The sequence below is a fragment of the Pseudomonas sp. FW305-20 genome (assembly GCF_058788075.1).
The window spans coordinates 171,942-194,907 of record NZ_JBYTAJ010000002.1 but is presented as its reverse complement, the minus strand read 5'-3'; the positions used below and the strand labels follow the sequence as shown (position 1 = coordinate 194,907).

Below are 22,966 nucleotides of genomic sequence, written 5' to 3'. Positions count from 1 at the left end.
GAATGCCGTGTGAACGTCCTCATGCATCGTCAGAAAATCTGTCAAGCCACGCACTTTCAGCGCCCCGCTGACCATTCATCCGCCACCGCCGTGTCATCGTCGCAAGCGGTTGCCACTTGCACACCCGCGCTGTCGATTTCCAGCGCGCCTGCCCTGCTTTCACCTGCAGACAACGGGGCCATGCGATAAATCTTGCCAATCAAGTTGACAGGCAAACCGCTGACATCGGTCATCCAGTGCAGAACCTGCTCCGGCACCGGCTGGCCCTGCATTGCCCGGTGCAAATCAGGCATCGCCACGAGCATGCCGGGGTGGCACTGGCGCAGAAAACGCTCAAGCGCCGCGCCATTGTCGACGAAAGGTGAAAAAAGCAGGCACACCAGTTGAGCCTCGTTCAGGCCAAGGCTTTTTTGCGCCTCGGCCGCCGCCAGCACGCGCAGTTCGGCCAACATCGCCGGATTGCCGAACGCCTCTACCGCTTGTTCGCACAACCGTTCCGCCAGTTGCTTGCGCCGCATCATGATCAATGCACGCTGCAGGTATTCGGTGACACCTGTTTCGTAGCCGCGGTCGTGGACGAAGCACGACTGCAAACCCCGCATGTGGGCGCAGATAGAAAGGCTGACGTACTCGTTGTCGCTGAGCTGAGCCGCCAGTTCGTCGGCTTGAAAACCGAGAAACTCTGTGAGCAGCGGCCAACGCTCTTCCAGGTTGCTGACCAGCAAGTCGTGAATGTCGATGTACGTGGCGCGACGACAGGCCTCGAATCGTTCGGCCGGGCGCCACGCAACCTGGCCATGGTCGGCATAAAAAACGCGGTAGCAATCGCTGCCCAGTTCATCGAGCAATGCGAAAAGCGCCTCGTAGCCGGTTTCGTGATGATCCGAGGTCTTGAGCCCGGCCTTGGCGGCCGCACGCTTCAAGCCGTCGAGAAACTGTTTCTGCTGACGGGGTGAGTCGCTGCTGATCAACGCATCGACACCGCGGTCCCAGCGAGCTATTTGCCCATAGAACTCTCCGGTGGCCAAATACCCGTCGTCCCACAGTTCAAGCGGCCCGTTCCAGGCGCGACAATGGCCCACCATCAAAAGATTGAGCCGATTGGACTCTCGGCCACCTTCGGAAATCGGCGTCAAGTGGTTGAACGGCAGGACCTCCCGGTTATCAACCATCAACACTTCGACCCGAGGATCGTCGTAGAGGAACAAGGCGCTGCAGCTGCGATGGATGTTTTCCAGGGCCGTCGGGCTTGCGTCGTTCAAGCGCAAGGAGGCCACACGCAACTGGAACGTCGCTGGCGCCCGGCCGGCGATACTCAGCTGCGCAGCGCGCAGCAGCGCCAGGGTGTAACAACTGTCACGGGACCCCGACTGAATGGCCAGGACCTTGAATTCGCCAATATGCTCCATGCCTCCGGCGGCCACCACCAATCGCTGAATCATCAGTTGCAATGCCGTGCGTTCGGCACGCGAGAAGAAACTCAACAATCGCTGCAGCACTTGCTGATAGACATAGTTCATCGCTTGGTCATGGATATTGGTCATCTTTATTTACCTGATACTTGTAAGTTCGATGTCGTGCCAACCACCACACGCATTGCGCAATGGGTTGCTTGCCCCGACTGAAGTACTGGACGCTATTGCCAAATGCTAGCACTTAAGCTTTTAGTAATTATTTGAAATAACTGGAAGTCCCCCTTGCTCCCGCCAGAGGCAGGTGACCGTGAACCCCTGTAGAGCCGGGCCCTTGCAGCCGACCGCGAGATCCTAGGAAATATCCGACAACGTCCCACAGACAATTAGCACAAGAAATAGAGAAAGAAGTCACCCATGTTTTTTTGGTAACAGCGCAACGACGAACTATTGGTCGGATATGTATTAACAGTGTGTATTGAAAAGTATCAAGCTGATACCCAGCCATGACTCATTCCTTGAGATGAAAGTAATCATTCAATTATCAAGGCTTATATGATGATTAGAAGATACAGATTGAGAGCAAAAACCAGTTCAGTTGCTGAACTGACCTATTGAGGGGGCGAGGCGACATCTCATTTCAGCGGGGTTGAAACAGAAAAGTCCGCGGCGGACGCGGACTTTGCAGAGGGGCTTACATGAAGGACTTAGGCAGGTTCGACCTGGAGGGCGACCCGTTCGCGGCATGGGCATTCGTCCATGTAGCGGTGTGCTTCTACAAACTCGGCAAACGGGAAGACCCGAGTCTTGAGCGGTAGCAGCACGCGGTCGGCGGTCATCTGGTTGATGTCGCGCAAGGCGCGTTGCAGTGCGACCTGGTCCTGGATGATGCCCAGTTCCGGCTTGCCGGTGAAGTTGCCGATGCAGTGCACAAAGAACTGGATGTTCTTCTGGAACGCCGCACAGGCCGGGAACGGCGTCTGGTTGCCACCTTGCAGGCCGTACAGTACCAGGCTGCCGCGAGGTGCAAGCACATCGCCAAGCAACGACATCTGTGGCCCGCCGAGACCGTCGAACACCACGTCCACGCCACGGTTGTCGGTGATCTTGTTGATCTGCATCAGCAGATCCTGTTCCTCGGTGACGATGACTTTCTCGGCGCCCAGGGACAGCAGATTCTCACGTTCTTCCGCGGTCTTGGTTGCGGCAATGACCCGGATGCCCAGAGCCTTGCCCAATTGTACGAAGGACGGACCGGCACAATGACTGGCGTCGGTCACCAGGGCGAATTGCCCGGGCTTGACCCGTGCCAGATCGACATAAGCAAAGTAAGCGATCAGCAGCGGCGTGTAATGCACACTGGCTTCGATCGGGCTGAGTACGTCCGGGTAACGAGTCAGTGCCGTACGCGGCAGAACGATCTGTTCGCCATAGACCGGATAATCGTTGGGGCTTGCAGCCGGGAAGCTGGCGACTTTGTCGCCGATTGCCAGATCATCGACGCCCTCGCCGACCGCCGTCACGACGCCGGACATTTCATGGCCAAGGCCTGAAGGCAGACGAGCGTGAGACGAGGCCAGGTTCTGGCGCCAGAGAATGTCGTACCAGCTGATGCCAATCGCCTCGACGCGCACCTGCACTTCGCCCGGTGCAGGGAGAGCGGCCGCATGCTCTTCGCATTTGAGCACCTCGGCTGGACCAAACTTGTGAAAACGGATCGTGCGGGACATCGCAAACCTCGTCAAAGAAACCTCTAATGCCCTGAACTCTATCCGGGCTTTCTACCCAAGACTATCAGTGGCTATTAATAGTCGACATGCCTGTCATTGATTCCGCAGCGCCGGTGACATCATCAAATGCCGTGAAAACCGAAGCATCCATTTCAGGAAAACTGAATTACTCGGTGCAGAGTAGCAGCCTTTCCCCTTAATATTCATGCCGGCCATTGTTCTCATATGGCCGCTCTCGTCAAGCTTGATGACTCTGCCAGGACTCCAGATGAATCGTAATGACCTGCGTCGTGTCGACCTGAACCTGTTGATCGTTTTCGAAACATTGATGCACGAACGCAGTGTGACCCGCGCTGCGGAGAAACTGTTCCTCGGTCAGCCGGCCATCAGTGCGGCGCTCTCGCGCTTGCGCGGGCTGTTCGATGATCCGTTGTTCGTGCGCACCGGTCGCAGCATGGAACCGTCCGCCCGGGCGGTGGAAATCTTCGCCCTGCTCTCGCCTGCACTGGATTCGATTTCCACCGCGGTCAGTCGTGCGGCGGAATTCGATCCGGCGACCAGCACCGCGGTGTTTCGCATCGGTCTGTCGGACGATGTCGAATTCGCCCTGCTGCCGATGCTGCTCAAGCGCCTGCGTGCCGAATCCCCGGGGATCGTGCTGGTGGTGCGTCGGGCCAACTACATCCTGATGCCGAGCCTGCTGGCTTCGGGCGAGATTTCCATCGGCGTCAGCTACACCGCCGACCTGCCGGCCAACGCCAAGCGCAAAGTACTGCGCCGCAGCATGCCGAAGCTGTTGCGGGCCGACACCGTGCCGGGGCCGTTGAGCCTGGATGATTTTTGCGCGCGGCCTCATGCCCTGGTGTCGTTCGCTGGTGACCTGAGCGGTTTTATAGACGAAGAGCTGGAAAAGCTCGGGCGCAAACGTCATGTGGTGCTGGCCGTGCCGCAGTTCAACGGACTCAGCACACTCATCAGCGGCACCGATATTGTCGCGACCGTGCCGGATTATACGGCTGAAGCATTAACGGCGGCCGGCGGTGTGCGGGCTGAAGACCCGCCGTTGCCGGTGCGCAGTTTTGAATTGCACATGGCCTGGCGTGGGTCGCAGGATAATGATCCGGGTGAGCGTTGGTTACGCTCGCGAATTCAGATGTTTTTTGGTGATCCGGATAGTCTGGCCTGATCCTGATTGTTATGAGGGCTGATGGCCTCTTCGCGGGCAAGCCCGCTCCCACAGGGATTTGTGAACACCATAGATTCAATGTGGGAGCGGGCTTGCCCGCGATGGCCGCGACTCGGTTCTACGTCCAACTTTTGCACTCCCCGCAACACTGAATTGTCATCAACCTGATTGATAGCCGCCTAACGAAAGGTACACGCTAGAGAGCTTGGCTGGCGCTTATATCATTCCGAATGATAGTTATCTTTGCCTCATTCGATTCGTGCGATACATCCTCCCCGAGCATCATCCGCCCATTCTCAATACATTGGCGGATGCATCCATGGAACAATCACTCAAACATTTACGCTTCCCGTTGGCCCTGTTGGCCGTGCTGGTGATGAGCGCTTGCGGCAAGACTCCGGACACGGCCGCCACTATGCCCGCAGCCAAGGTCAGCGTGGCCAAGGTGCTGGAACAACCGGTGAACGAGTGGGACGAATTCACCGGGCGCCTCGAAGCCCCGGAAACCGTGGAGATTCGTCCACGGGTCTCCGGCCAGATCGATGAAGTGGCCTTCACTGAAGGTGCTTTGGTCAAGAAAGGCGACCTGCTGTTCCAGATCGACCCGCGTCCATTCCAGGCCGAGGTCCGCCGCCTCGAAGCCCTGGTTGCCCAATCCCGCGCCACCGCCACCCGCAGCGAAAACGAATCCCGGCGTGGCGAACGTCTGCGCACCAGCAACGCGATCTCCGCCGAGCTGGCCGATTCGCGCACCAGCGCTGCTCAAGAAGCCCGCGCCGCCGTCGGTGCCCTCCAGGCGCAACTGGACCTGGCCAAACTGAACCTGAGCTTCACCCGTGTCACCGCGCCGATCAGCGGCCGCGTCAGCCGCGCAGAAATCACTGCCGGCAACCTGGTGACCGCCGATACCACCGCGCTGACCAGCGTGGTGTCCACCGACAAGGTCTACGCCTACTTCGACGCCGACGAGCGTGTGTTCCTCAAATACACCCAGCTCGCTCGCCAGGGCAAACGCGGTGCTACCACGCCGGTGTACCTCGGCCTATCCAACGAAGACGGCAATCCCCACCAGGGCGTGATGAACTTCGTCGATAACCAGGTCAACCCGAAAACCGGCACCATCCGCGGTCGTGCCGTGTTCGACAACAGCGACGGCGCCTACACCCCAGGCCTGTATGCCCGCCTGAAACTGGTCGGCAGCGGCACCTATTCCGCCGTGCTGATCAACGACGAAGCGGTCGGTACCGATCTGGGTAAAAAATTCGTGCTGGTGATGGATGCCGACAACAAGACGGCGTATCGCTCGGTCGAGCTGGGTCCGAAGATCGAAGGTTTGCGCATCGTGCGCAGCGGCCTGAACAAGGACGACACGATCATCGTCAAGGGTCTGCAACGGGTTCGCCCTGGTTCGCCGGTCACGCCAGAAGTGATCCCGATGGCCAGTGAACAAACCCTCGCGGCACTTGCACAACAACGACAAGCGCTGGAAGCCAGCAACCTGCCCCAAGTCGCACCTGCCAAGGTCGCGCCGGGTTCGGTTGTGAAATTGGCTGCCGCGACTCCACGCGGTTAAGGGACGACAACTCCGATGAATTTTTCCCAATTCTTCATTTCACGGCCGATCTTTGCCGCGGTACTTTCGCTGCTGATCCTGATCGCCGGTGCCATCTCGCTGTTCCAGTTGCCGATCAGCGAATACCCGGAAGTGGTTCCGCCGACCGTTGTGGTTCGGGCGAACTTCCCGGGTGCCAACCCTAAAGTCATCGGTGAAACCGTGGCCGCGCCACTGGAGCAAGCCATCACCGGCGTCGAGAACATGCTGTACATGTCCTCGCAGTCCACCGCCGACGGCAAGATCACCCTGACCATCACCTTTGCGCTGGGCACGGACCTGGACAACGCTCAGGTCCAGGTGCAGAACCGGGTGACCCGGACCGAACCCAAACTTCCAGAAGAAGTGACGCGTATCGGTATCACCGTAGACAAGGCGTCGCCCGACCTGACCATGGTTGTGCACTTGACCTCGCCGGACAAACGCTACGACATGCTCTACCTGTCCAACTACGCCTTGCTCAACATCAAGGATGAGCTGGCGCGTCTGGGCGGTGTCGGTGATGTGCAGCTGTTCGGCATGGGCGATTACTCGCTGCGGGTCTGGCTCGATCCGAACAAGACCGCTTCGCGCAACCTGACCGCCACCGACGTCGTGACCGCCATTCGTGAACAAAACCGTCAAGTAGCGGCCGGTGCCCTGGGCGCTCCGCCTGCGCCGAATGCCACTGCGTTCCAGCTGTCGGTCAACACCCAAGGTCGTCTGGTTTCCGAAGAAGAGTTCGAGAACATCATCATTCGCTCCGGCGACAATGGTGAAATCACTCGCCTGAAAGACATCGCTCGTGTCGAACTCGGCTCCAGCCAATACGCCCTGCGCTCCTTGCTGAACAACCAGCCGGCGGTGGCAATCCCGATCTTCCAGCGCCCCGGCTCCAACGCGATCCAGATCTCCAACGATGTCCGGGAGAAAATGGCCGAGCTGAAGAAAAACTTCCCGGAAGGCATGGACTTCAGCATCGTCTATGACCCGACGATCTTCGTGCGCGGCTCCATCGAGGCGGTGGTTCACACCCTCTTCGAAGCGCTGATCCTCGTTGTGCTGGTGGTGATCCTGTTCCTGCAAACCTGGCGCGCCTCGATCATTCCGTTGGTGGCGGTGCCGGTTTCGCTGATCGGTACGTTTGCCGTGATGCACCTGTTCGGCTTCTCGCTGAACGCCCTGTCACTGTTCGGCCTGGTATTGGCCATCGGTATCGTGGTCGACGATGCGATCGTGGTGGTGGAGAACGTCGAGCGAAACATCGGGCTCGGATTAACCCCTGTAGAAGCCACCAAGCGTGCGATGCGTGAAGTGACCGGCCCGATCATCGCAACGGCGCTGGTGCTGTGTGCGGTGTTTATCCCGGCCGCGTTCATCTCCGGGTTGACCGGGCAGTTCTACAAGCAGTTCGCCCTGACCATTGCGATCTCGACTGTGATCTCGGCGTTCAACTCGCTGACCCTGTCGCCCGCCCTGGCTGCGGTGTTGCTCAAAAGTCATGACGCACCGAAGGACCGTTTCTCCAAGGTTCTCGACAAGATCTTCGGTGGCTGGCTGTTCCGTCCGTTCAACCGCTTCTTCGACAAGGCCAGCCATGGTTATGTCGGCACTGTAGGCCGGGTTATCCGCAGCAGCGGTATCGCCTTGCTGGTGTACGCCGGGCTGATGGTGCTGACGTTCTTCGGTTTCTCCAACACCCCGACCGGTTTCGTACCCGGCCAGGACAAGCAATACCTGGTGGCCTTCGCGCAACTGCCGGACGCCTCGAGCCTGGACCGTACCGAAGACGTGATCAAACGCATGTCCGACCTGGCCCTGAAACAGCCTGGCGTGGAAAGTGCGGTGGCCTTCCCTGGCCTGTCGATTAACGGTTTCACCAACAGCCCTAACGCCGGCATCGTGTTCGTCACCCTGAAACCGTTCGACGAGCGAAAAGACCCGAGCATGTCCGCTGGTGCGATTGCCGGTGCATTGAACGGCCAGTTCGCCGGGATCCAGGAAGCCTACATGGCGATCTTCCCGCCGCCGCCGGTACAAGGCCTGGGCACCATTGGTGGTTTCCGCCTGCAGATCGAAGACCGGGGCAACCTGGGTTATGACGAGCTGTACAAAGAAACTATGAACATCATCACCAAGAGCCACAACGTGCCGGAACTGGCCGCCCTGTTCACCAGCTACACCGTGAACGTGCCGCAAGTCGATGCCGCTATCGACCGCGAAAAAGCCAAGACTCACGGCGTGGCCGTCAGCGACATCTTCGACACCCTGCAGATCTACCTGGGTTCGCTGTATGCCAACGACTTCAACCGCTTCGGTCGCACCTACCAGGTCAACGTTCAGGCTGAACAACAGTTCCGTCTCGAACCGGACCAGATCGGTCAGTTGAAAGTGCGTAACAACAGAGGCGAGATGATCCCGCTGGCGACCTTTATCAAGGTCAGCGACACCTCGGGCCCGGACCGCGTGATGCACTACAACGGCTTCATCACCGCTGAAATCAACGGTGCAGCCGCTCCCGGCTACAGCTCCGGCCAGGCCGAAAAAGCCATCGAGAAACTGCTCAAGGAAGAACTTCCGAACGGCATGACCTACGAATGGACCGACCTGACCTACCAGCAGATTCTGTCCGGTAACACCGCACTGTTCGTGTTCCCGCTCTGCGTGCTGCTGGCGTTCCTGGTACTCGCGGCTCAATACGAAAGCTGGAGCCTGCCATTGGCGGTGATCCTGATCGTACCGATGACTCTGCTGTCGGCTATTACCGGTGTGATTGCTTCGGGAGGCGACAACAACATCTTCACCCAGATCGGTTTGATCGTACTGGTGGGGCTTGCCTGTAAGAACGCGATTCTGATCGTCGAGTTTGCCAAGGATAAACAGGAGGACGAAGGCATGAACCCGCTCGCGGCGGTGCTCGAAGCTTGCCGCCTGCGTTTGCGGCCGATCCTGATGACTTCCTTCGCGTTCATCATGGGTGTTGTGCCTCTGGTGTTCTCCAGCGGTGCCGGTGCCGAAATGCGTCATGCCATGGGTGTGGCGGTGTTCTCCGGGATGCTCGGGGTGACCTTCTTCGGTCTGTTGCTGACGCCCGTGTTCTACGTATTGATTCGTAATTTTGTGGAGCGCGGTGAAAAGCGCAAAGCGGCCAAGGTCCTGAAACTGGAGGCGCAACAATGAGTCTGAAAGCCTTCCTGCCGAGCCTTCTGGTACTGGCCCTGAGTGCCTGTGCCGTCGGCCCGGACTACAAGACTCCAGCCACTGAGCCGGCCAACATCACCACCGCTACCGATGGCAGCGCCGGTCAGAAAAACTTCGACCGCTCGCGTTTCGAAGGCATCTGGTGGCAGCAGTTCGAAGACCCGACCCTCAACCAGTTGGTGACTCAATCGCTGCAAGGCAACCGTGATTTGCGCGTGGCCTTCGCTCGCTGGAAAGCGGCCCGGGCGATTCGCGATGACGTCAGCAATGACGCCATGCCCACCATTACCAGCCGGGCCAGCAGTGACCTGGCCAAGGGTCAGATTCCGGGCCAGACCACCAAACGTGTCAGTAGCGAACGCTACGACCTGGGCCTCGACATGGCGTGGGAGATCGACCTGTTTGGGCGTATCCAGCGCAACCTGGAATCCGCCGACGCCGAACAGCAAGCGCTCGAAGCCGATCTGTACCAACTGCAAGTCTCGATGATTGCTGAACTGGTGGATGCCTACGGTCAACTGCGCGGTGCGCAACTGCGGGAAAAGATCGCCCTGGCCAACCTGAACAACCAGCAGGAATCGAGCAAGATCACCGTCAGCCTGCGTGATGCCGGCGTCGGCGATCAGCTCGATGTGGTCCGCGCCGATGCACGCCTGGCGTCCGTCGAAGCCAGCCTGCCGCAATTGCAGGCCGAACAGGTTCGGCAGAAAAACCGCATCGCCACTCTGCTGGGAGAGCGGCCAGACAAGCTGACCGTCGACCTGAGTCCAAAAGACTTGCCGGCGATCGCCAAGGCCCTGCCGATCGGTGATCCGGGTGAACTGCTGCAGCGCCGCCCGGACATTCTCAGCGCCGAGCGCAAACTGGCCTCCGCCACCGCCCGTATCGGCGTGGCCAAGGCTGATTTGTTCCCACGGGTCAGCCTTAGCGGTTTCCTTGGCTTCACCGCCGGGCGCGGTTCGCAGATCGGGTCCTCGGCGGCCAACGCCTGGGCTCTGGGTCCAAGCATTACCTGGGCCGCGTTCGATCTGGGCAGCGTGCGAGCACGTTTGCGTGGCGCCGATGCGGATGCTGAAGGCGCCCTGGCAACCTACGAACAGCAAGTCCTGTTGGCGTTGGAAGAATCGGAAAACGCCTTCAGCGACTACGGCAAACGGCAACAACGCTTGATCTCACTGATTCGTCAGAGTGAGTCGAGCCGCGCCGCTGCCGACCTGGCGGAAATTCGCTACCGCGAAGGTACGGCGGACTTCCTCGTCCTGCTCGATGCCCAGCGTGAGCGTCTGGCGGCAGAAGACACTCAGGCCCAGGCCGAAGTCGATCTGTATCGCGGCATTGTCGCGATCTACAAAGCCCTGGGCGGTGGCTGGCAACCGGAGACGGTCGCCAGCAAGTAAAGTTTTAACGAGCTCCTTTGGTTGGCCGCAACCAACCAATTCCTTTGCCCTGCGCCTCATTCGGTCGCGGGGCTTTTTTTTGCCTGAATTAAGGGATGGGACGCAACCTGTAGGCAAAATCATTGCAAAGCCAGCCTGCCTCGAATTGCCTGACTGGCGAATTGAACGGCGTCTGGGTTTGACTCACAGCCTTGGCTGACCGAAGCTGGCAACTTTGCAACAGCTTGCCAGCTCCCGGATTCCTGCATGCCCCAGTCCCGCCGCTACCTGCTCATCAGCCTCTGCGTCCTGTTTGCCATCGGCCTTGCCTGGTTTTTCCTGCGCAGCACAACCCCCGCCGTGCCGGAGGCGATCAAACGTGGCTACAGCGAGGCGCTGAACCAGGCGCGCGCGGGTCAACCAGGCGCAGCGCGGGTTCTCTACCAGCAACTGGGCCGCCCCGATATATCGCCCAAGCGCCGCGTCTGGTTGCATGCCGAACTGCCCAACTACCCCAGCTCCGTGGCCCTGAAACTGGCGGATGCGGACTTGCTGCATGAATCGCCGGACGTGCGCATCGCCGCGATCAAAAGCATCAGCGGTCTGGTGCCCAGCGGCCAGCGCAGCCTGCTGTTGGGCCCGTTACTCGATGACAGCGAACAGCGCGTGCGCTATGCCGCGGTGAACGCCCTGCTCGGGCTATCGCCGGACGACCTCGGTTTGTACTTCGGGCCGCTGGAACAAGCCATCGATGCCTGGGAACAGGACCTTAAGAGCCAGCCGCAAAGCGCCGACAGCCAATATCAACTGGCTCGGTTGCATCTGCACAATGCCGAACTGAAAAAGGCGCAACAGGCGCTGGAGAACACCTTGCGACTTGCGCCCGGCAACCTGCCCGCGCTGGTGATGCAAATCGACGTGCTGGATCGCCTGGGCCAAAACGATGCGGCCCGACAGCTATTGGCCAAGCAACTGAAGGCTCAGCCCGACTCGGCCTACCTGCAACATGCCCTGGGACTCTGGCTGTTGCATCACGGGCAAAGCGAGTTCGCCCTGCTCGGCCTTTCCAAAGCCGTGGAACTGGAGCCGGATAACAAGGATTACCGCTACGACCTGGCCACCACGCTTCACGATCAACAGGAGCTGGAAGCGGCGCAGAAACAGTTGCAAGAGATCGTCCAGCGCCACCCGGCCGACCGCAGAGCCCGGGTATTGCTGATCAACTACTGGAAAGAAAGCGGCCAGCTACAGAACGTGCAGATTCTGTTGGCGCAACTTGAACAACTCAATCCCGACGACCCTGCCCTGCAGCAAGGGCTTTAACAACAACAAAAATTTCGTTGAACTCGTCGTCTCGACCAAGGGTCAAGAGATCAGGCAGTCCATTCAGGCACTACCGCCTGCTGCCTCGTTTCCCCTAGTCATGAGAGGGCATTTTTTGTCTACATCAAACGAGTTGATCAGTGCAAAAGCCGCCACCGGCATCGAAGGTCTGGATGACATCCTGGCCGGTGGTTTGTCCCGCGGCCATGTGTTTTTACTGGAGGGTGAACCCGGAACCGGCAAAACCACCGTCGCTTTGCATTTCCTGTTGGCCGGCGCTCGTGCTGGTGAACGCTCGTTGTACATCACCCTGTCCGAGACCGAACGCGAATTGCGCCAAGGGGCCTTGTCCCATGGTTGGGAGCTGGATGAGAACATCCACATCTTCGAGCTGACGCCCCCGGAAAGCCTGCTCAATGCCGAACATCAGCAAAGCCTGCTGTATTCCTCGGACCTTGAACTGGGCGAAGCCACCAAGCAGATTTTTGAAGTGGTCGAACGGGTCAAGCCGACTCGTGTAGTGCTCGACAGCCTTTCCGAGATCCGTTTGCTGGCCCAGAGTTCTTTGCGCTACCGTCGCCAGATCCTCGCGATCAAACACTACTTCGTGCGCTATGACGCCACAGTGGTGTTGCTGGACGACCTGACCACCGAATCCCTCGACAAAACCGTGCACAGTGTGGCCCACGGGGTGATTCGCCTTGAGGAACTGACCCCCAACTATGGCGCCGAGCGTCGGCGAATCCGCGTGGTGAAGTACCGTGGCCAGAAGTACCGTGGCGGGTTTCATGACTTCACCATCATGGGCGATGGCGTTCATGTGTTTCCGCGCCTGGTGGCCGCCGAGCATCGCGGTCGCTACATTCGCCAGCAGTTAACCAGCGGCATCAAGGAAATGGATGCCTTGCTCGGTGGCGGGATCGAGACCGGTTCCAGCACGTTGATCCTCGGCCCTGCCGGTACCGGCAAATCGCTGATCTCGATGATCTTCGCCGCTGCCGCCGTGGCCCGTGGCGAAAAAGCTGCGCTGTTCATTTTCGATGAAGAGCTCGGGTTGCTGTTCGAGCGCATGAAGAACATCGGCATCGACCTCAAGGCGCTGCAAGACACCGGCAACCTGCTGATCGAGCAGGTGGACGCGGCCGAGTTGTCCCCCGGAGAGTTTTCCTACCGGGTTCGTCGCTGCGTCGATGACGGCGATATCAAGACGGTCGTGATCGACAGCATCAACGGCTATCAGGCAGCGATGCCCGAGGAAAACGCGTTGGTACTGCACATGCACGAGTTGCTGCTGTACCTCAATCGCCAGGGTGCCGCGACCTTCATGACCGTCGCCCAGCATGGACTGGTCGGCGACATGCAGGCCCCCGTGGACATCACCTATCTGGCCGACACGGTCATCCTGCTGCGCTACTTCGAGGCACTGGGCAAGGTGCGCCGGGCGATTTCAATCATCAAGAAACGTACAGGCAGCCATGAATCGACCATTCGCGAATACCGCATCAGCGCTCAGGGCATGACCATTGGTGAACCACTGGATGCCTTCCAAGGGGTATTGCGCGGCGTCCCGACTTATCTGGGTGCCAGCAACCCCTTGCTTGAGGAACAAAGCCCGTGATCGCCCAGGAAGCGATGTCCGAGCGCGCGATCATTCTCGCGCCGCTGGGTCGCGACAGCCAGATTGCGTTGATGATGCTCAACGAAGCGGGTTACGACGGGGTCATCACTCGGGACCTGGTGGCGTTATGCAGTGAACTGGAGCAAGGGGCAGGCTTGCTGCTGATCTCCTCCGAAGCCTTGCTGGGCGGTGACCTTGAGCCACTGCTCTTGCTGATCGAGCAACAACCGGCCTGGTCCGATCTTCCGATTGTCTTGATGACCTACCATGGCGGCCCCGAACAAAACCCGGCGTCGCGCTACGGCCCGCAGCTGGGGAACGTGACCTTTCTTGAGCGTCCTTTTCACCCGGTCACGTTGATCAGCCTGGTGACCACCGCGTTGCGCGGCCGTCGACGACAGTACGAAGCCAGGGATCGGCTGATCGATTTGAGTCAAAGCGAACTGCGGTTGCAGAACACCCTCGAAACCCTCGAACAGCAGGTCGAGGAACGCACCGCCCAGCTACGACACAATGAAGAAGCCCTGCGTCAATCGCAGAAAATGGAAGCGGTTGGCCAGCTCACCGGCGGCATTGCCCACGACTTCAACAACATGCTGACCGGCATCATCGGCAGCCTGGAGCTGCTGCGTCGACGCCTGGCCCGTGGGCGCACTGAAGATCTGGACAGCCTGATCGACCTGGGCGTGACCTCAGCCAACCGCGCGGCAGGCCTGACCCACCGTTTGCTGGCGTTCTCCCGGCGTCAGTCGCTGGACTCCAAACCCGTGGCGATGAACACCCTGGTGGTGTCCATGGGCGAATTGCTTCAGCGCAGCATCAACGAAACCATTCAACTGGACATGCAGCTCAACGAGCAACTCTGGGTGGCCGAAGCCGATCCCAATCAACTGGAAAGCGCCCTGCTCAATCTGGTGATCAATGCTCGGGATGCGATGCCCGATGGCGGCAAACTGGTGGTAAAAACCAGCAATCAGCATTTGGACCTTGAGTTCACCAAGACGCAAAGCAACCTTCAACCCGGTGATTATGTGGTGCTTAGCGTCACGGACACCGGCTGTGGCATGCCACCCAGCACCATCAGCCGAGCCTTTGACCCGTTCTTTACCACCAAGCCCATCGGTCAGGGCACCGGCCTTGGATTGTCGATGATCTATGGCTTCAGCAAACAATCACGCGGCCACGTCGCCATTCAAAGTGAAGTGGGCGAAGGCACCACGGTGAGCCTGTTTCTGCCGCGATGCGGCAGTGACCTGCCTCAGGACAACCCGGTGAACGTCCAGCACGCGCCATACGCGCGCAATGGCGAAACGGTGCTGATCGTCGAGGACGATCCAGCGGTGCGGGTGTTGGTCAGTACGGTGTTGAGTGACCTGGGTTATGCCTTCGTCGAGGCTGGCGATGCCGACAGCGCGGTGCCGATTCTCGATTCCGGGCAGCGTATCGATCTATTGATCAGCGACGTTGGATTGCCCGGCATGAATGGCCGGCAACTGGCGGAAATCGGCCGGCAATACCGGCCGGACCTGAAGGTGTTGTTCATTACCGGATATGCCGAACACGCGGCGGTGCGCGGTGGTTTTCTGGATCCTGGCATGCAGATGATTACCAAGCCGTTCACCTTCGACCTGTTGACGGCGAAGGTGCGGGAGATGATCAGGATCTGACGCCCCCCTTGTAGCAGCTGCCGAAGGCTGCGTTCGAGGACGAAGTCCTCACCAAGGGATTGTATAGCCCCGATAAGCGGCCGCTACGCGCCCGAACGCAGCCTTCGGCAGCTGCTACATAGAGCGTGCGGCGCTCAGGAAAGCATTTCCCGCATGAGCTCTTGCAGCACATCCAGATCGAACGGCTTGGCCAGGATCGGCGCCTTACGGGTGATCGGGCTGTCCGTCTCGCGGATCTCCTGCGGATAACCGCTGATAAAGATCACCTTGAGCTCCGGTCGCAGCTTCACGGCAGGTTCAGCAATCTGCACGCCAGAGATGCCGCCCGGCAGGCGGAAATCGGTGATCATCATGTCCAGGTGCGGTTTGCTCGACAGGATTTCGAAGGCCTGCTCGCCGTTTTCGGCCTGCAATACCCGGTAGCCCTCACCCGACAGATAGGCCGAAAGCACCATCAGAATCGAGGGGTCATCTTCGACGATCAATACGACGTCTTGTGCATCTTCACTCATGGGAAGCCTTTGTTCGGTCAATAGCTGCTGATACGACCATGGGGCCGATCAGAGGTTGCGTTTATCTGGCCAGTTTCCTAAAGCGGCAGACAAACGCGAAACAAGGCGCCTTCGCCAATTTGGCTTTCGACGGTAATGGAACCGCCATGGGCGGCCACAATCTGCTCGGAAATAAACAACCCCAGGCCCAACCCCGCGACTGCGTGTTTGGCCGTGACGCGTTCGAACTGCTGGAAAATACGCATCTGGTTCTCTTCGTCGATGCCGATCCCTGAATCGCGCACTTCCACCCAAGCCTGATCGCTCTCACTGTACACCCTAACGGTGATCGGGCTCTTGGCGCCGTAGCGCAACGCATTGGTCAGCAGGTTGGAAATGACCTGTTCAATGCGAAATTCGTCCCAACTGCCCACCACGGGTTGCTCGGCTTCCAGGGTGACCGAGGACTCGGCAGCATCGATCTGCGGGGCAAAGTTCTGCAACAAGTCGCGGACCAGCGCCGATAAATCGAAGCGCGTTGGTCGGATCGACAACTTGCCGGTGCGAATGCGCGACACATCGAGCATGTCCTCGATCAAGCGGATCAGGCTTTTGATCTGCCGCTCGTCGCGATCGACCATCGCGTGCATTTTGTCCAGGGTGAACGCCGCCGCGTTGTCCCGGGCCAGGTGCATCTTGCGCAATTGGGTTTCGAGGATCAGGCCATTGAGCGGCGTGCGGACTTCGTGGGCGACGATGGACATGAAGTCATCACGCATGCGCACCGCTTGCTCCAGTTCCAGCTGGGTACTCTGTAACTGCTTGAGCAATGCTTCCTGCTCGCGACGGCTTTGCTCCAGCTCTTCGACCTGCTGTTTCATCGCCTTGCTTTGGCGAAACAGTTCGACGAACACGTTGACCTTGCTCTTGACCGCATGGATGTCCAGCGGCTTGTAGAGGAAATCCACGGCGCCGCTTTCATAGCCCTTGAACGCGTAGTTCAGCTCGCGACCGCCCGCACTGACGAACACGATCGGAATGTTCTTGGTCTTTTCCGTGCCGCGCATCAGCTCGGCCAGTTCGAAGCCGTTCATGCCAGGCATCTGCACATCGAGAATGGCCATGGCGAACTCGTGTTGCAGCAATAGCGACAAGGCCTCGTCGGCGGACAAGGCTTTGTAGACGATACGGTCTTCGCGCTTGATCAGCGCTTCGAGCGCCAACAAGTTCTCCGGTAGATCGTCAACGATCAGTAATTTGGCCTGGATAGTACTTAGCATGCGATTCGTTCCAGCTCGACAAGCAGACGGCCGATGCCGCGAATAGGGAGGATATGGTCCGGTTGGTGTATATCAAGCGCCGCCTGGGGCATGGTCGCGACCTGGGCTTCGTCCGGGTCCTGAACGATGGTCATGCCGCCATGGCGCTTGACCTGGGCCAGGCCGCGAGCGCCATCACGGTTGGCGCCGGTCAACAACACCGCAGCCAGAGCTGAACCGTAGGCATCGGCGGCCGACTCGAACAGGTAATCGATGGCAGGTCGCGAATAATGCACGCGGGCTTCCAGGCTCAAGGAAAAACTGCGGTCCTGCTCCACCGACAAGTGATAACCCGGAGCCGCGAAATACAGCGTTCCCGCTTCGACCAGCGTCTTGTCGCAGGCTTCCCGTACTGGCATGGCCACGCGCCGTGCGAACACCTCGACCAGATGACTGCAGCGTCCGTCCGGCAAGTGCAAAACCACAATGATCGGCAGTTGGAAGCCTTCTCGCAGTGGGCCGAGGATACTCAGCAACGCCTCCACTCCGCCGGCCGAGGCGCCGATCACAATAGCCTCTATGGAAGGCAGATCCGCTGCACTGTTCATGATTTTCGGTAGACCCGTTCTTGTTTGACCAACGGTTCGAACTGATTGCCGTAAGACGAGAAATCCGGGGTTTCCTTGCTGCCCAGCACCAGAAATCCTCGATGGCAAAGGGAATCATGGAACAAACCGAAAGCACGATCCTGAAGCTTTTTATTGAAATAAATCAAAACATTACGGCACGAAATCAATTGAGTTTCTGAAAAGACACTGTCAGTCGCCAGGCTGTGATCGGCGAAGGTCACGTTCTCACACAGGGTCTTGTCGAAAATGGCGTAACCGTAAGCCGCTGTGTAGTAGTCGGCGAACGAACGCTGGCCACCTGCCTGCTGGTAGTTATGAGTGTAGGCGCGGACATTCTCCATCGAGAATATCCCTTGCTTGGCTTTATCCAGCGAGCGCGGATTGATGTCGGTGGCGTAAATGATGGTGCGATCGAGCAAGCCTTCTTCGCGCAGCAGAATGGCCATCGAATAGACCTCTTCACCGGTGCTGCAACCGGCGATCCAGATCTTGATCGAGGGGTAAGTCTTGAGCAGCGGCACCACTTCCCTGCGGATCGCCAGGAAATGCGAAGGGTCGCGGAACATTTCGCTGACCGGGATCGTCAGCAGTTGCAACAACTGCATGAATGCCGTTGGGTCGTGCAGGACCTTATCCTGCAACGCTGAAATGGTCGTGCACTCGAACTGGCTCAACGCGTGATTGACCCGGCGCTTGATCGAAGCGCCGGAGTAATCGCGAAAGTCATAGCTGTATTTGAGGTAGATCGCCTCGATCAACAAGCGCAATTCGATTTCGGTGTTCTTTTCCACTAAATGCGTTCCATCTTCGGCAACCACACGCGAATCAGCGAGAACAGGCGATCCAGGTCGATGGGCTTGGCCAGGTAATCGTTGGAGCCCGCTTGCAAGCACCGCTCTTGATCGTCCTTCATGGCCTTGGCCGTCACCGCAATGATCGGCAGCTTGCGCCAGCGCGGGTCCTTGCGGATCTCGATGGTGGCTTCGAAACCATCCATTTCCGGCATCATCACGTCCATCAACACCAGATCGATGTCCTCGACTTCATTCAGTCTTTCAATCGCTTCGCGACCGTTGCGACCGATGACCACGACTGCACCCTTTTGCTCCAGGGCACTGGTGAGGGCGAAGATGTTGCGCACATCGTCGTCCACCAGCAGCACCTTGCGACCCTCGAAAACCTTGTCGCGACTGCGCGCGGTCTTGAGCATCCTCTGGCGTTCATGGGACAACCTGGATTCGACCTTGTGCAGAAAGAGTGTGACCTCATCCAGCAAACGCTCTGGCGAGCGCGCACCCTTGATGATGATCGAGCGCGAATACTTGCGCAGCTCGGCCTCTTCGTCCCGGGTCAGGTTGCGTCCGGTGTAGACAATCACTGGGGGGAACGAGCAGATATCTTCCGTGGACATGCGCTTGAGCAAGTCGTTGCCGAGCATGTCCGGCAGTTTCAGGTCGATGATCATGCAATCGAAAATCGTCGTACGCAGCAGGTCCAGCGCATCTTGTGCCAGGCCAACAGCAGTGATCTCGATGTCCTCGTCGCCGATCAGCCGGGCAATGCTGTCGCGCTGCAGGTCATCGTCTTCGACCAGCAGGACGCGTTTGACTTTCTGGGTCAGCTTGGCCTCAAGACGGGCAAACACGTCCTTGAGTTCTTCTCGGGTAGTCGGCTTGACCGCGTAACCGATAGCGCCCATATGCATTGCGGCTTCGACCCGGTCTTCCACGGAAATCACGTGCACCGGGATATGCCGGGTTTCAGCGTGTTCCTTCAGACGCTGCAACACAGTCAACCCGGAATGATCCGGCAGACGCATGTCCAGCAGAATGGCGTCCGGGATGAATTCCCTGGCCAGGTCGTAGCCTTCGTCCGCCCCGTGCGCCACCAGGCACTGATAACCCAGCTCATGGGCCAGGTCGTACAGGATATTGGCGAAGTTCGCCTCGTCTTCCACCACCAGAATGCAACGCGTGGTGAATGGCGCCTTGGTGCGATCGTCGTCGAAGCGCGGGATATCGACTTCGGCGATCAGCGGTACCCGTGCAGCGGGCATTACTCTCGGGGTCATGGCAACCGGGGTGGCTCTCATCGGTTCGACAGGTTCTTCGCCCGGTTCAACGTATTGCTGCGGCAACACCAGGGTGAACACACTGCCCTGCCCCGGCTCGCTGGTGACACTGATGGAGCCGCCGAGCAAGGCGGCCAGGTCACGGGAAATCGACAAGCCAAGGCCGGTGCCGCCATAACGGCGATTGGTGGTGCCATCGGCCTGGCGGAAGGCTTCGAAAATACTGTCCTGCTGATCCGCGGCAATGCCAATCCCCGAATCGCGAACGATAAAGGCAATACCGTCGGCGGGCTGACTGGCAACTGTCAGGCTGACCTCGCCTTTTTCAGTGAATTTCACCGCGTTGGACAACAGGTTCTTGATCACCTGCTCCAGACGCTGGCGGTCGGTGAAGATCATCATCGGCGCACCGGCCTGCACTTCCACCTGGAAATGCAGCTTCTTATCGGTGGCCAAGGGCTGGAACATCTCGCGTAACCCATCCACCAATCGCGCCACGCTGGTGTTCTCCGGCCGCATTTCAAGCTTGCCGGCCTCGACCTTGGAAATATCGAGAATGTCGTTGATCAAGTTGAGCAAATCATTGCCGGCAGAATAGATCGACTCGGCAAACTTGACCTGTTCGGCGCTGAGGTTTTCCTGGGGGTTTTCCGCCAGCAACTTGGCCAGGATCAACGAGCTGTTCAGCGGCGTGCGCAACTCGTGGGACATGTTGGCGAGGAATTCAGACTTGTACTTGCTCGAACGCTGCAACTCTTCGGCGCGCTCTTCGAGCAGGTGCTGGGCCTGATTGAGCTCGGTATTTTTCTTGTCCATGGCGTCGCGCTGGTCCGCCAGGATCAACGCCTGTTCGGCGAGCTGCTCATTGGTTTGTTCAAGCTCGACCTGCTGGGTCTCCAGATGCGCCTGGGATTCCTTGAGAATCCGCGACTGCTCTTCCAGCTCTTCGTTGGCGGTCTTGAGTTCTTCCTGCTGGACTTGCAGCTCCTCATTGAGCTGCTGGGTTTCAGCCAGCACTTCTTGCAGGCGCTGGCGATAGCGAGCGGCCTCGATGGAGGTGCCTATGTTGCCGGCAATCAGTTCAAGCAATTCGACATCGCGATCCATCAGCGGGCGCAGGAAACCCAGTTCGATCACACCGTTGACCCGATCATCGTCACTGGTCGGCACCACCAGCACACTGTGCGGCAAACCTTCGCCCAGGCCGGAGCTAACCTTGAAGTAACAGTCCGGTACGTTATCGAGACGGATCAAGCGAGCCTGGTGCGCGACCTGGCCGACAATGCCTTCATCGCTGTAAATCTGCTGTTCGCGCGCTTCCTGCTCGCGGGAGAAACCGTAAGAAGCAATGCGCTTGAGCCCGCCATGTTCTTCGCGGACATAAATGGCGGCTACGGCGGTGCCCAGGTATTGCGCGCAGAACTGCAGAATGTTGCGGCCCAGCAGATTCAGCGACAGTTGCCCCAGCACTTGTTCGGCCAGTTCAGTCTGGCCATTGCGCAGCCAGGCCTGCTGTTCCAGACGCTGGGCACTGGCCTGTTGCCCGGCGAGGTTGGCGCTGTAACTTTGCGAAAGGTTGAGCAGATCCCGACGACCAATGTAGGCCAGCAAGGCGCTGATCCCGGCGATGAACAACAGGTAAAGGCTGATGCTCCAGATCGTGGTACTGCGCACATCCTCGTTACGCGTGGTGCGCAACTGTTGCTCCATGTCGATCACGTCTTCGAATTGCCTGCGGATCTCATCGGTCAGCCGCTTGCCGCGCCCGGTCTTGACCGCGCTGCGGTAATCACCGCTGGATCGTTGCAATTCAATTAGGGTCTGCGCGTAAGCGGCCCACTCATTCTGCAAGGCCTGGAGCCGGTGCAGACGGTCGGTCTGCACCGGATTGTCTGCGGTCAGATCGAGCAAGGTTTTGAGGGCCACTGCTATTCGCGGCTTGGCCGTTTCGTAGGGTTCAAGGAAGTGCTCGTCGCCAGTCAGCAGGAAGCCGCGCATTCCGGTTTCCAGATCGACGGTCAGCTTGATCGATTCATTGGCGTTATTGATCACCCGGTCGGTGTGCTCGACCCACTGGGTCACCGACAGCAGGTAAGTGATCAGCGAAACAAAGAACACTGCACTGAGCGCGCCGACCCCTAATGGCAGGCTGACGTTACGGCTCAGGAGTTTACGGAATCGTTGCTCATCAACCGAAGACGCGGATGTCATGGGGGAAACCTTGTCGAACTGTTGAAAACCAAGGAGTTTGCCCCAAAAGCGCCGGCTTGATCCAATTTTCTGACACCTTTTCGCGCAAAATCCCACATTCAACTGCTCCACTGCCAAGGAGCGGTTATCCTTGCCAACGCTTGTGTGACTAATCTTTTTTCTACCGCGTGGGAACTTGTCGGGTTCCGTCACTTACTGAAGCAAGAGCCCGGCGATTTCGATCGACCGACCACCCGCGAATTCAACCTCTGAGAACCCACTATGTCCGCCACCGCGTCCATCATCCTTGTAGTCGAAGACGACGCCATCGTGCGCATGCTGATTGTCGATGTGCTGGAGGAACTCGAGTTCAAGGTGCTCGAAGCCGATGGCAGCGAACAGGCGCTGGAGTTTCTCAACGATGAAGACCAGCACATCGATTTGATGATGACCGACGTTGGATTGCCAGTGATGGACGGCCGTGAACTGGCCACCCAGGCCCGGATGCTGCGCCCCGAGCTGCCCATCCTGTTTGCCAGCGGTTATGCCGAAAGCATGGATGTGCCCGAAGGCATGCACGTGATCGGCAAACCGTTTTCCATTGATCAGTTGCGCGACAAGGTCAAAGGCATGCTGGCCTGAGAGTTGTTTGGGGCTGTGGCCCCTCCACTTCTGCATAAACCGACGCAAGGCTGTATTTTTGCCACGCACAGAAGATGACAGCGTTGCCCGCAGCTGGAAACTATTCATGCAGGCCCCGGAACAACAGCCCTTTATGTCGCTGCATGTACCGATGATGGAAGCGCTGGTCAAGGCCATGGACCTGACCCAAAAAGAAACGCAGCCAGGCCGGGTGGTGAGTTTTCTTGCCACCGGCGCGTCGAAACGCGAGCGCTGAGTTCTTCGAGGCTGAGTACGCAGACGGCGTTGTCGAAACGACGATGGTCAAGATTCTTCCGGGATACGTATCCGAATCAGGCATTACCCGCCGATGATGCGTTTTGCAGTTGTCGTATTTCCTTGACTACACGTGACTGGCAAACCGTTTCCCATTAATCAGTAGCGGAATGCAGTCAAATGCTCTATTTAAAACTACAACAAATCACCTGACCTTCTTGCCTGTTATAGAAAAGAGTCATTTGCCGCCGAACAACATGACAACCCACCAACTACGCAAACAAATGCAATACACACTTACATACGTCGACTTGCCATCAATTAA

General features: G+C 58.6%; 16 protein-coding genes. 9 read left to right on the top strand and 7 right to left on the bottom strand.

The genetic code is table 11. The features are described from left to right. Positions 1-56 precede the first annotated feature (56 nt). Entirely contained in the window at positions 57-1,544 is a 1,488-nt protein-coding gene (locus AC3WP4_RS02855; RefSeq protein WP_102614718.1) for a hypothetical protein, read from the bottom strand. Positions 1,545-2,119: 575 nt separating this feature from the next. Next, positions 2,120-3,142, bottom strand: coding sequence for a zinc-dependent alcohol dehydrogenase family protein (locus tag AC3WP4_RS02850; RefSeq protein WP_074876501.1), 1,023 nt, complete (start codon positions 3,140-3,142; stop codon positions 2,120-2,122). Between the two features lie 268 nt (positions 3,143-3,410). On the opposite strand from AC3WP4_RS02850, the gene AC3WP4_RS02845 reads away from it, so the two are divergent. The 7 genes from AC3WP4_RS02845 (at position 3,411) to AC3WP4_RS02815 (ending at position 15,104) form a co-directional block, all read left to right on the top strand. After that, complete coding sequence (locus tag AC3WP4_RS02845; protein WP_008156370.1) at positions 3,411-4,328, top strand: LysR family transcriptional regulator; 918 nt, start codon at positions 3,411-3,413, stop codon at positions 4,326-4,328. A gap of 319 nt (positions 4,329-4,647) precedes the next feature. Further along, a complete protein-coding gene (gene mexE, locus AC3WP4_RS02840) occupies positions 4,648-5,901 on the top strand; it encodes a multidrug efflux RND transporter periplasmic adaptor subunit MexE (protein WP_102614719.1) in 1,254 nt (417 codons plus the stop codon). A gap of 15 nt (positions 5,902-5,916) precedes the next feature. After that, the gene (locus AC3WP4_RS02835) at positions 5,917-9,099 is read left to right on the top strand and encodes an efflux RND transporter permease subunit (RefSeq protein WP_074876497.1); all 3,183 of its coding nucleotides are present in this window, start codon (positions 5,917-5,919) and stop codon (positions 9,097-9,099) included. Beyond that, complete coding sequence (locus AC3WP4_RS02830; RefSeq protein WP_102614720.1) at positions 9,096-10,517, top strand: efflux transporter outer membrane subunit; 1,422 nt, start codon at positions 9,096-9,098, stop codon at positions 10,515-10,517. The genes AC3WP4_RS02835 and AC3WP4_RS02830 overlap by 4 nt, the downstream gene beginning before the upstream one ends. Positions 10,518-10,763: 246 nt before the next feature. Continuing rightward, positions 10,764-11,819 (top strand): tetratricopeptide repeat protein, encoded by a 1,056-nt coding sequence (locus tag AC3WP4_RS02825; protein WP_102614721.1) that lies wholly within the window; start codon positions 10,764-10,766, stop codon positions 11,817-11,819. Between the two features lie 115 nt (positions 11,820-11,934). Beyond that, a complete protein-coding gene (locus AC3WP4_RS02820) occupies positions 11,935-13,437 on the top strand; it encodes an ATPase domain-containing protein (RefSeq protein ID WP_074876491.1) in 1,503 nt (500 codons plus the stop codon). A gap of 14 nt (positions 13,438-13,451) precedes the next feature. After that, positions 13,452-15,104, top strand: a complete 1,653-nt coding sequence (locus tag AC3WP4_RS02815) for an ATP-binding protein (protein ID WP_074880677.1) — start codon at positions 13,452-13,454, stop codon at positions 15,102-15,104. Between the two features lie 134 nt (positions 15,105-15,238). Here AC3WP4_RS02815 and AC3WP4_RS02810 read toward each other — a convergent pair whose 3' ends face one another. From AC3WP4_RS02810 to AC3WP4_RS02790, 5 genes are all read right to left on the bottom strand, one after another. Next, on the bottom strand, positions 15,239-15,616 hold the full coding sequence (locus AC3WP4_RS02810; protein WP_074876490.1) for a response regulator: 378 nt from the start codon (positions 15,614-15,616) through the stop codon (positions 15,239-15,241). Between the two features lie 77 nt (positions 15,617-15,693). Beyond that, positions 15,694-16,875 carry a hybrid sensor histidine kinase/response regulator gene (locus tag AC3WP4_RS02805; protein WP_076031168.1) on the bottom strand — a complete coding sequence of 394 codons (1,182 nt, stop codon included), beginning with the start codon at positions 16,873-16,875 and terminating at the stop codon, positions 15,694-15,696. Then, on the bottom strand, positions 16,869-17,462 hold the full coding sequence (locus AC3WP4_RS02800; protein WP_102614723.1) for a chemotaxis protein CheB: 594 nt from the start codon (positions 17,460-17,462) through the stop codon (positions 16,869-16,871). The genes AC3WP4_RS02805 and AC3WP4_RS02800 overlap by 7 nt, the downstream gene beginning before the upstream one ends. Next, complete coding sequence (locus tag AC3WP4_RS02795) at positions 17,459-18,274, bottom strand: CheR family methyltransferase (protein WP_102614724.1); 816 nt, start codon at positions 18,272-18,274, stop codon at positions 17,459-17,461. Before AC3WP4_RS02795 ends, AC3WP4_RS02800 begins: the two co-directional genes overlap by 4 nt. Continuing rightward, positions 18,274-21,765: a response regulator gene (locus AC3WP4_RS02790; protein ID WP_102614725.1), complete on the bottom strand. Its 3,492-nt coding sequence runs from the start codon at positions 21,763-21,765 to the stop codon at positions 18,274-18,276. Before AC3WP4_RS02790 ends, AC3WP4_RS02795 begins: the two co-directional genes overlap by 1 nt. A gap of 261 nt (positions 21,766-22,026) precedes the next feature. Here AC3WP4_RS02790 and AC3WP4_RS02785 point away from each other — a divergent pair, with 261 nt between their 5' ends. Further along, positions 22,027-22,386, top strand: coding sequence for a response regulator (locus AC3WP4_RS02785; RefSeq protein ID WP_074876479.1), 360 nt, complete (start codon positions 22,027-22,029; stop codon positions 22,384-22,386). After that, positions 22,346-22,642 carry a PhoPQ-activated protein PqaA family protein gene (locus AC3WP4_RS02780; RefSeq protein WP_310650411.1) on the top strand — a complete coding sequence of 99 codons (297 nt, stop codon included), beginning with the start codon at positions 22,346-22,348 and terminating at the stop codon, positions 22,640-22,642. The genes AC3WP4_RS02785 and AC3WP4_RS02780 overlap by 41 nt, the downstream gene beginning before the upstream one ends. The last annotated feature ends 324 nt before the right edge of the window (positions 22,643-22,966 follow it).

Coding starts and splice junctions, on each gene's coding strand:
- AC3WP4_RS02855 (WP_102614718.1), bottom strand. CDS start 1,544: ATGACCAATATCCATGACCAAGCGATGAACTATGTCTATCAGCAAGTG.
- AC3WP4_RS02850 (WP_074876501.1), bottom strand. CDS start 3,142: ATGTCCCGCACGATCCGTTTTCACAAGTTTGGTCCAGCCGAGGTGCTC.
- AC3WP4_RS02845 (WP_008156370.1), top strand. CDS start 3,411: ATGAATCGTAATGACCTGCGTCGTGTCGACCTGAACCTGTTGATCGTT.
- mexE (WP_102614719.1), top strand. CDS start 4,648: ATGGAACAATCACTCAAACATTTACGCTTCCCGTTGGCCCTGTTGGCC.
- AC3WP4_RS02835 (WP_074876497.1), top strand. CDS start 5,917: ATGAATTTTTCCCAATTCTTCATTTCACGGCCGATCTTTGCCGCGGTA.
- AC3WP4_RS02830 (WP_102614720.1), top strand. CDS start 9,096: ATGAGTCTGAAAGCCTTCCTGCCGAGCCTTCTGGTACTGGCCCTGAGT.
- AC3WP4_RS02825 (WP_102614721.1), top strand. CDS start 10,764: ATGCCCCAGTCCCGCCGCTACCTGCTCATCAGCCTCTGCGTCCTGTTT.
- AC3WP4_RS02815 (WP_074880677.1), top strand. CDS start 13,452: ATGTCCGAGCGCGCGATCATTCTCGCGCCGCTGGGTCGCGACAGCCAG.
- AC3WP4_RS02810 (WP_074876490.1), bottom strand. CDS start 15,616: ATGAGTGAAGATGCACAAGACGTCGTATTGATCGTCGAAGATGACCCC.
- AC3WP4_RS02805 (WP_076031168.1), bottom strand. CDS start 16,875: ATGCTAAGTACTATCCAGGCCAAATTACTGATCGTTGACGATCTACCG.
- AC3WP4_RS02800 (WP_102614723.1), bottom strand. CDS start 17,462: ATGAACAGTGCAGCGGATCTGCCTTCCATAGAGGCTATTGTGATCGGC.
- AC3WP4_RS02790 (WP_102614725.1), bottom strand. CDS start 21,765: ATGACATCCGCGTCTTCGGTTGATGAGCAACGATTCCGTAAACTCCTG.
- AC3WP4_RS02785 (WP_074876479.1), top strand. CDS start 22,027: ATGTCCGCCACCGCGTCCATCATCCTTGTAGTCGAAGACGACGCCATC.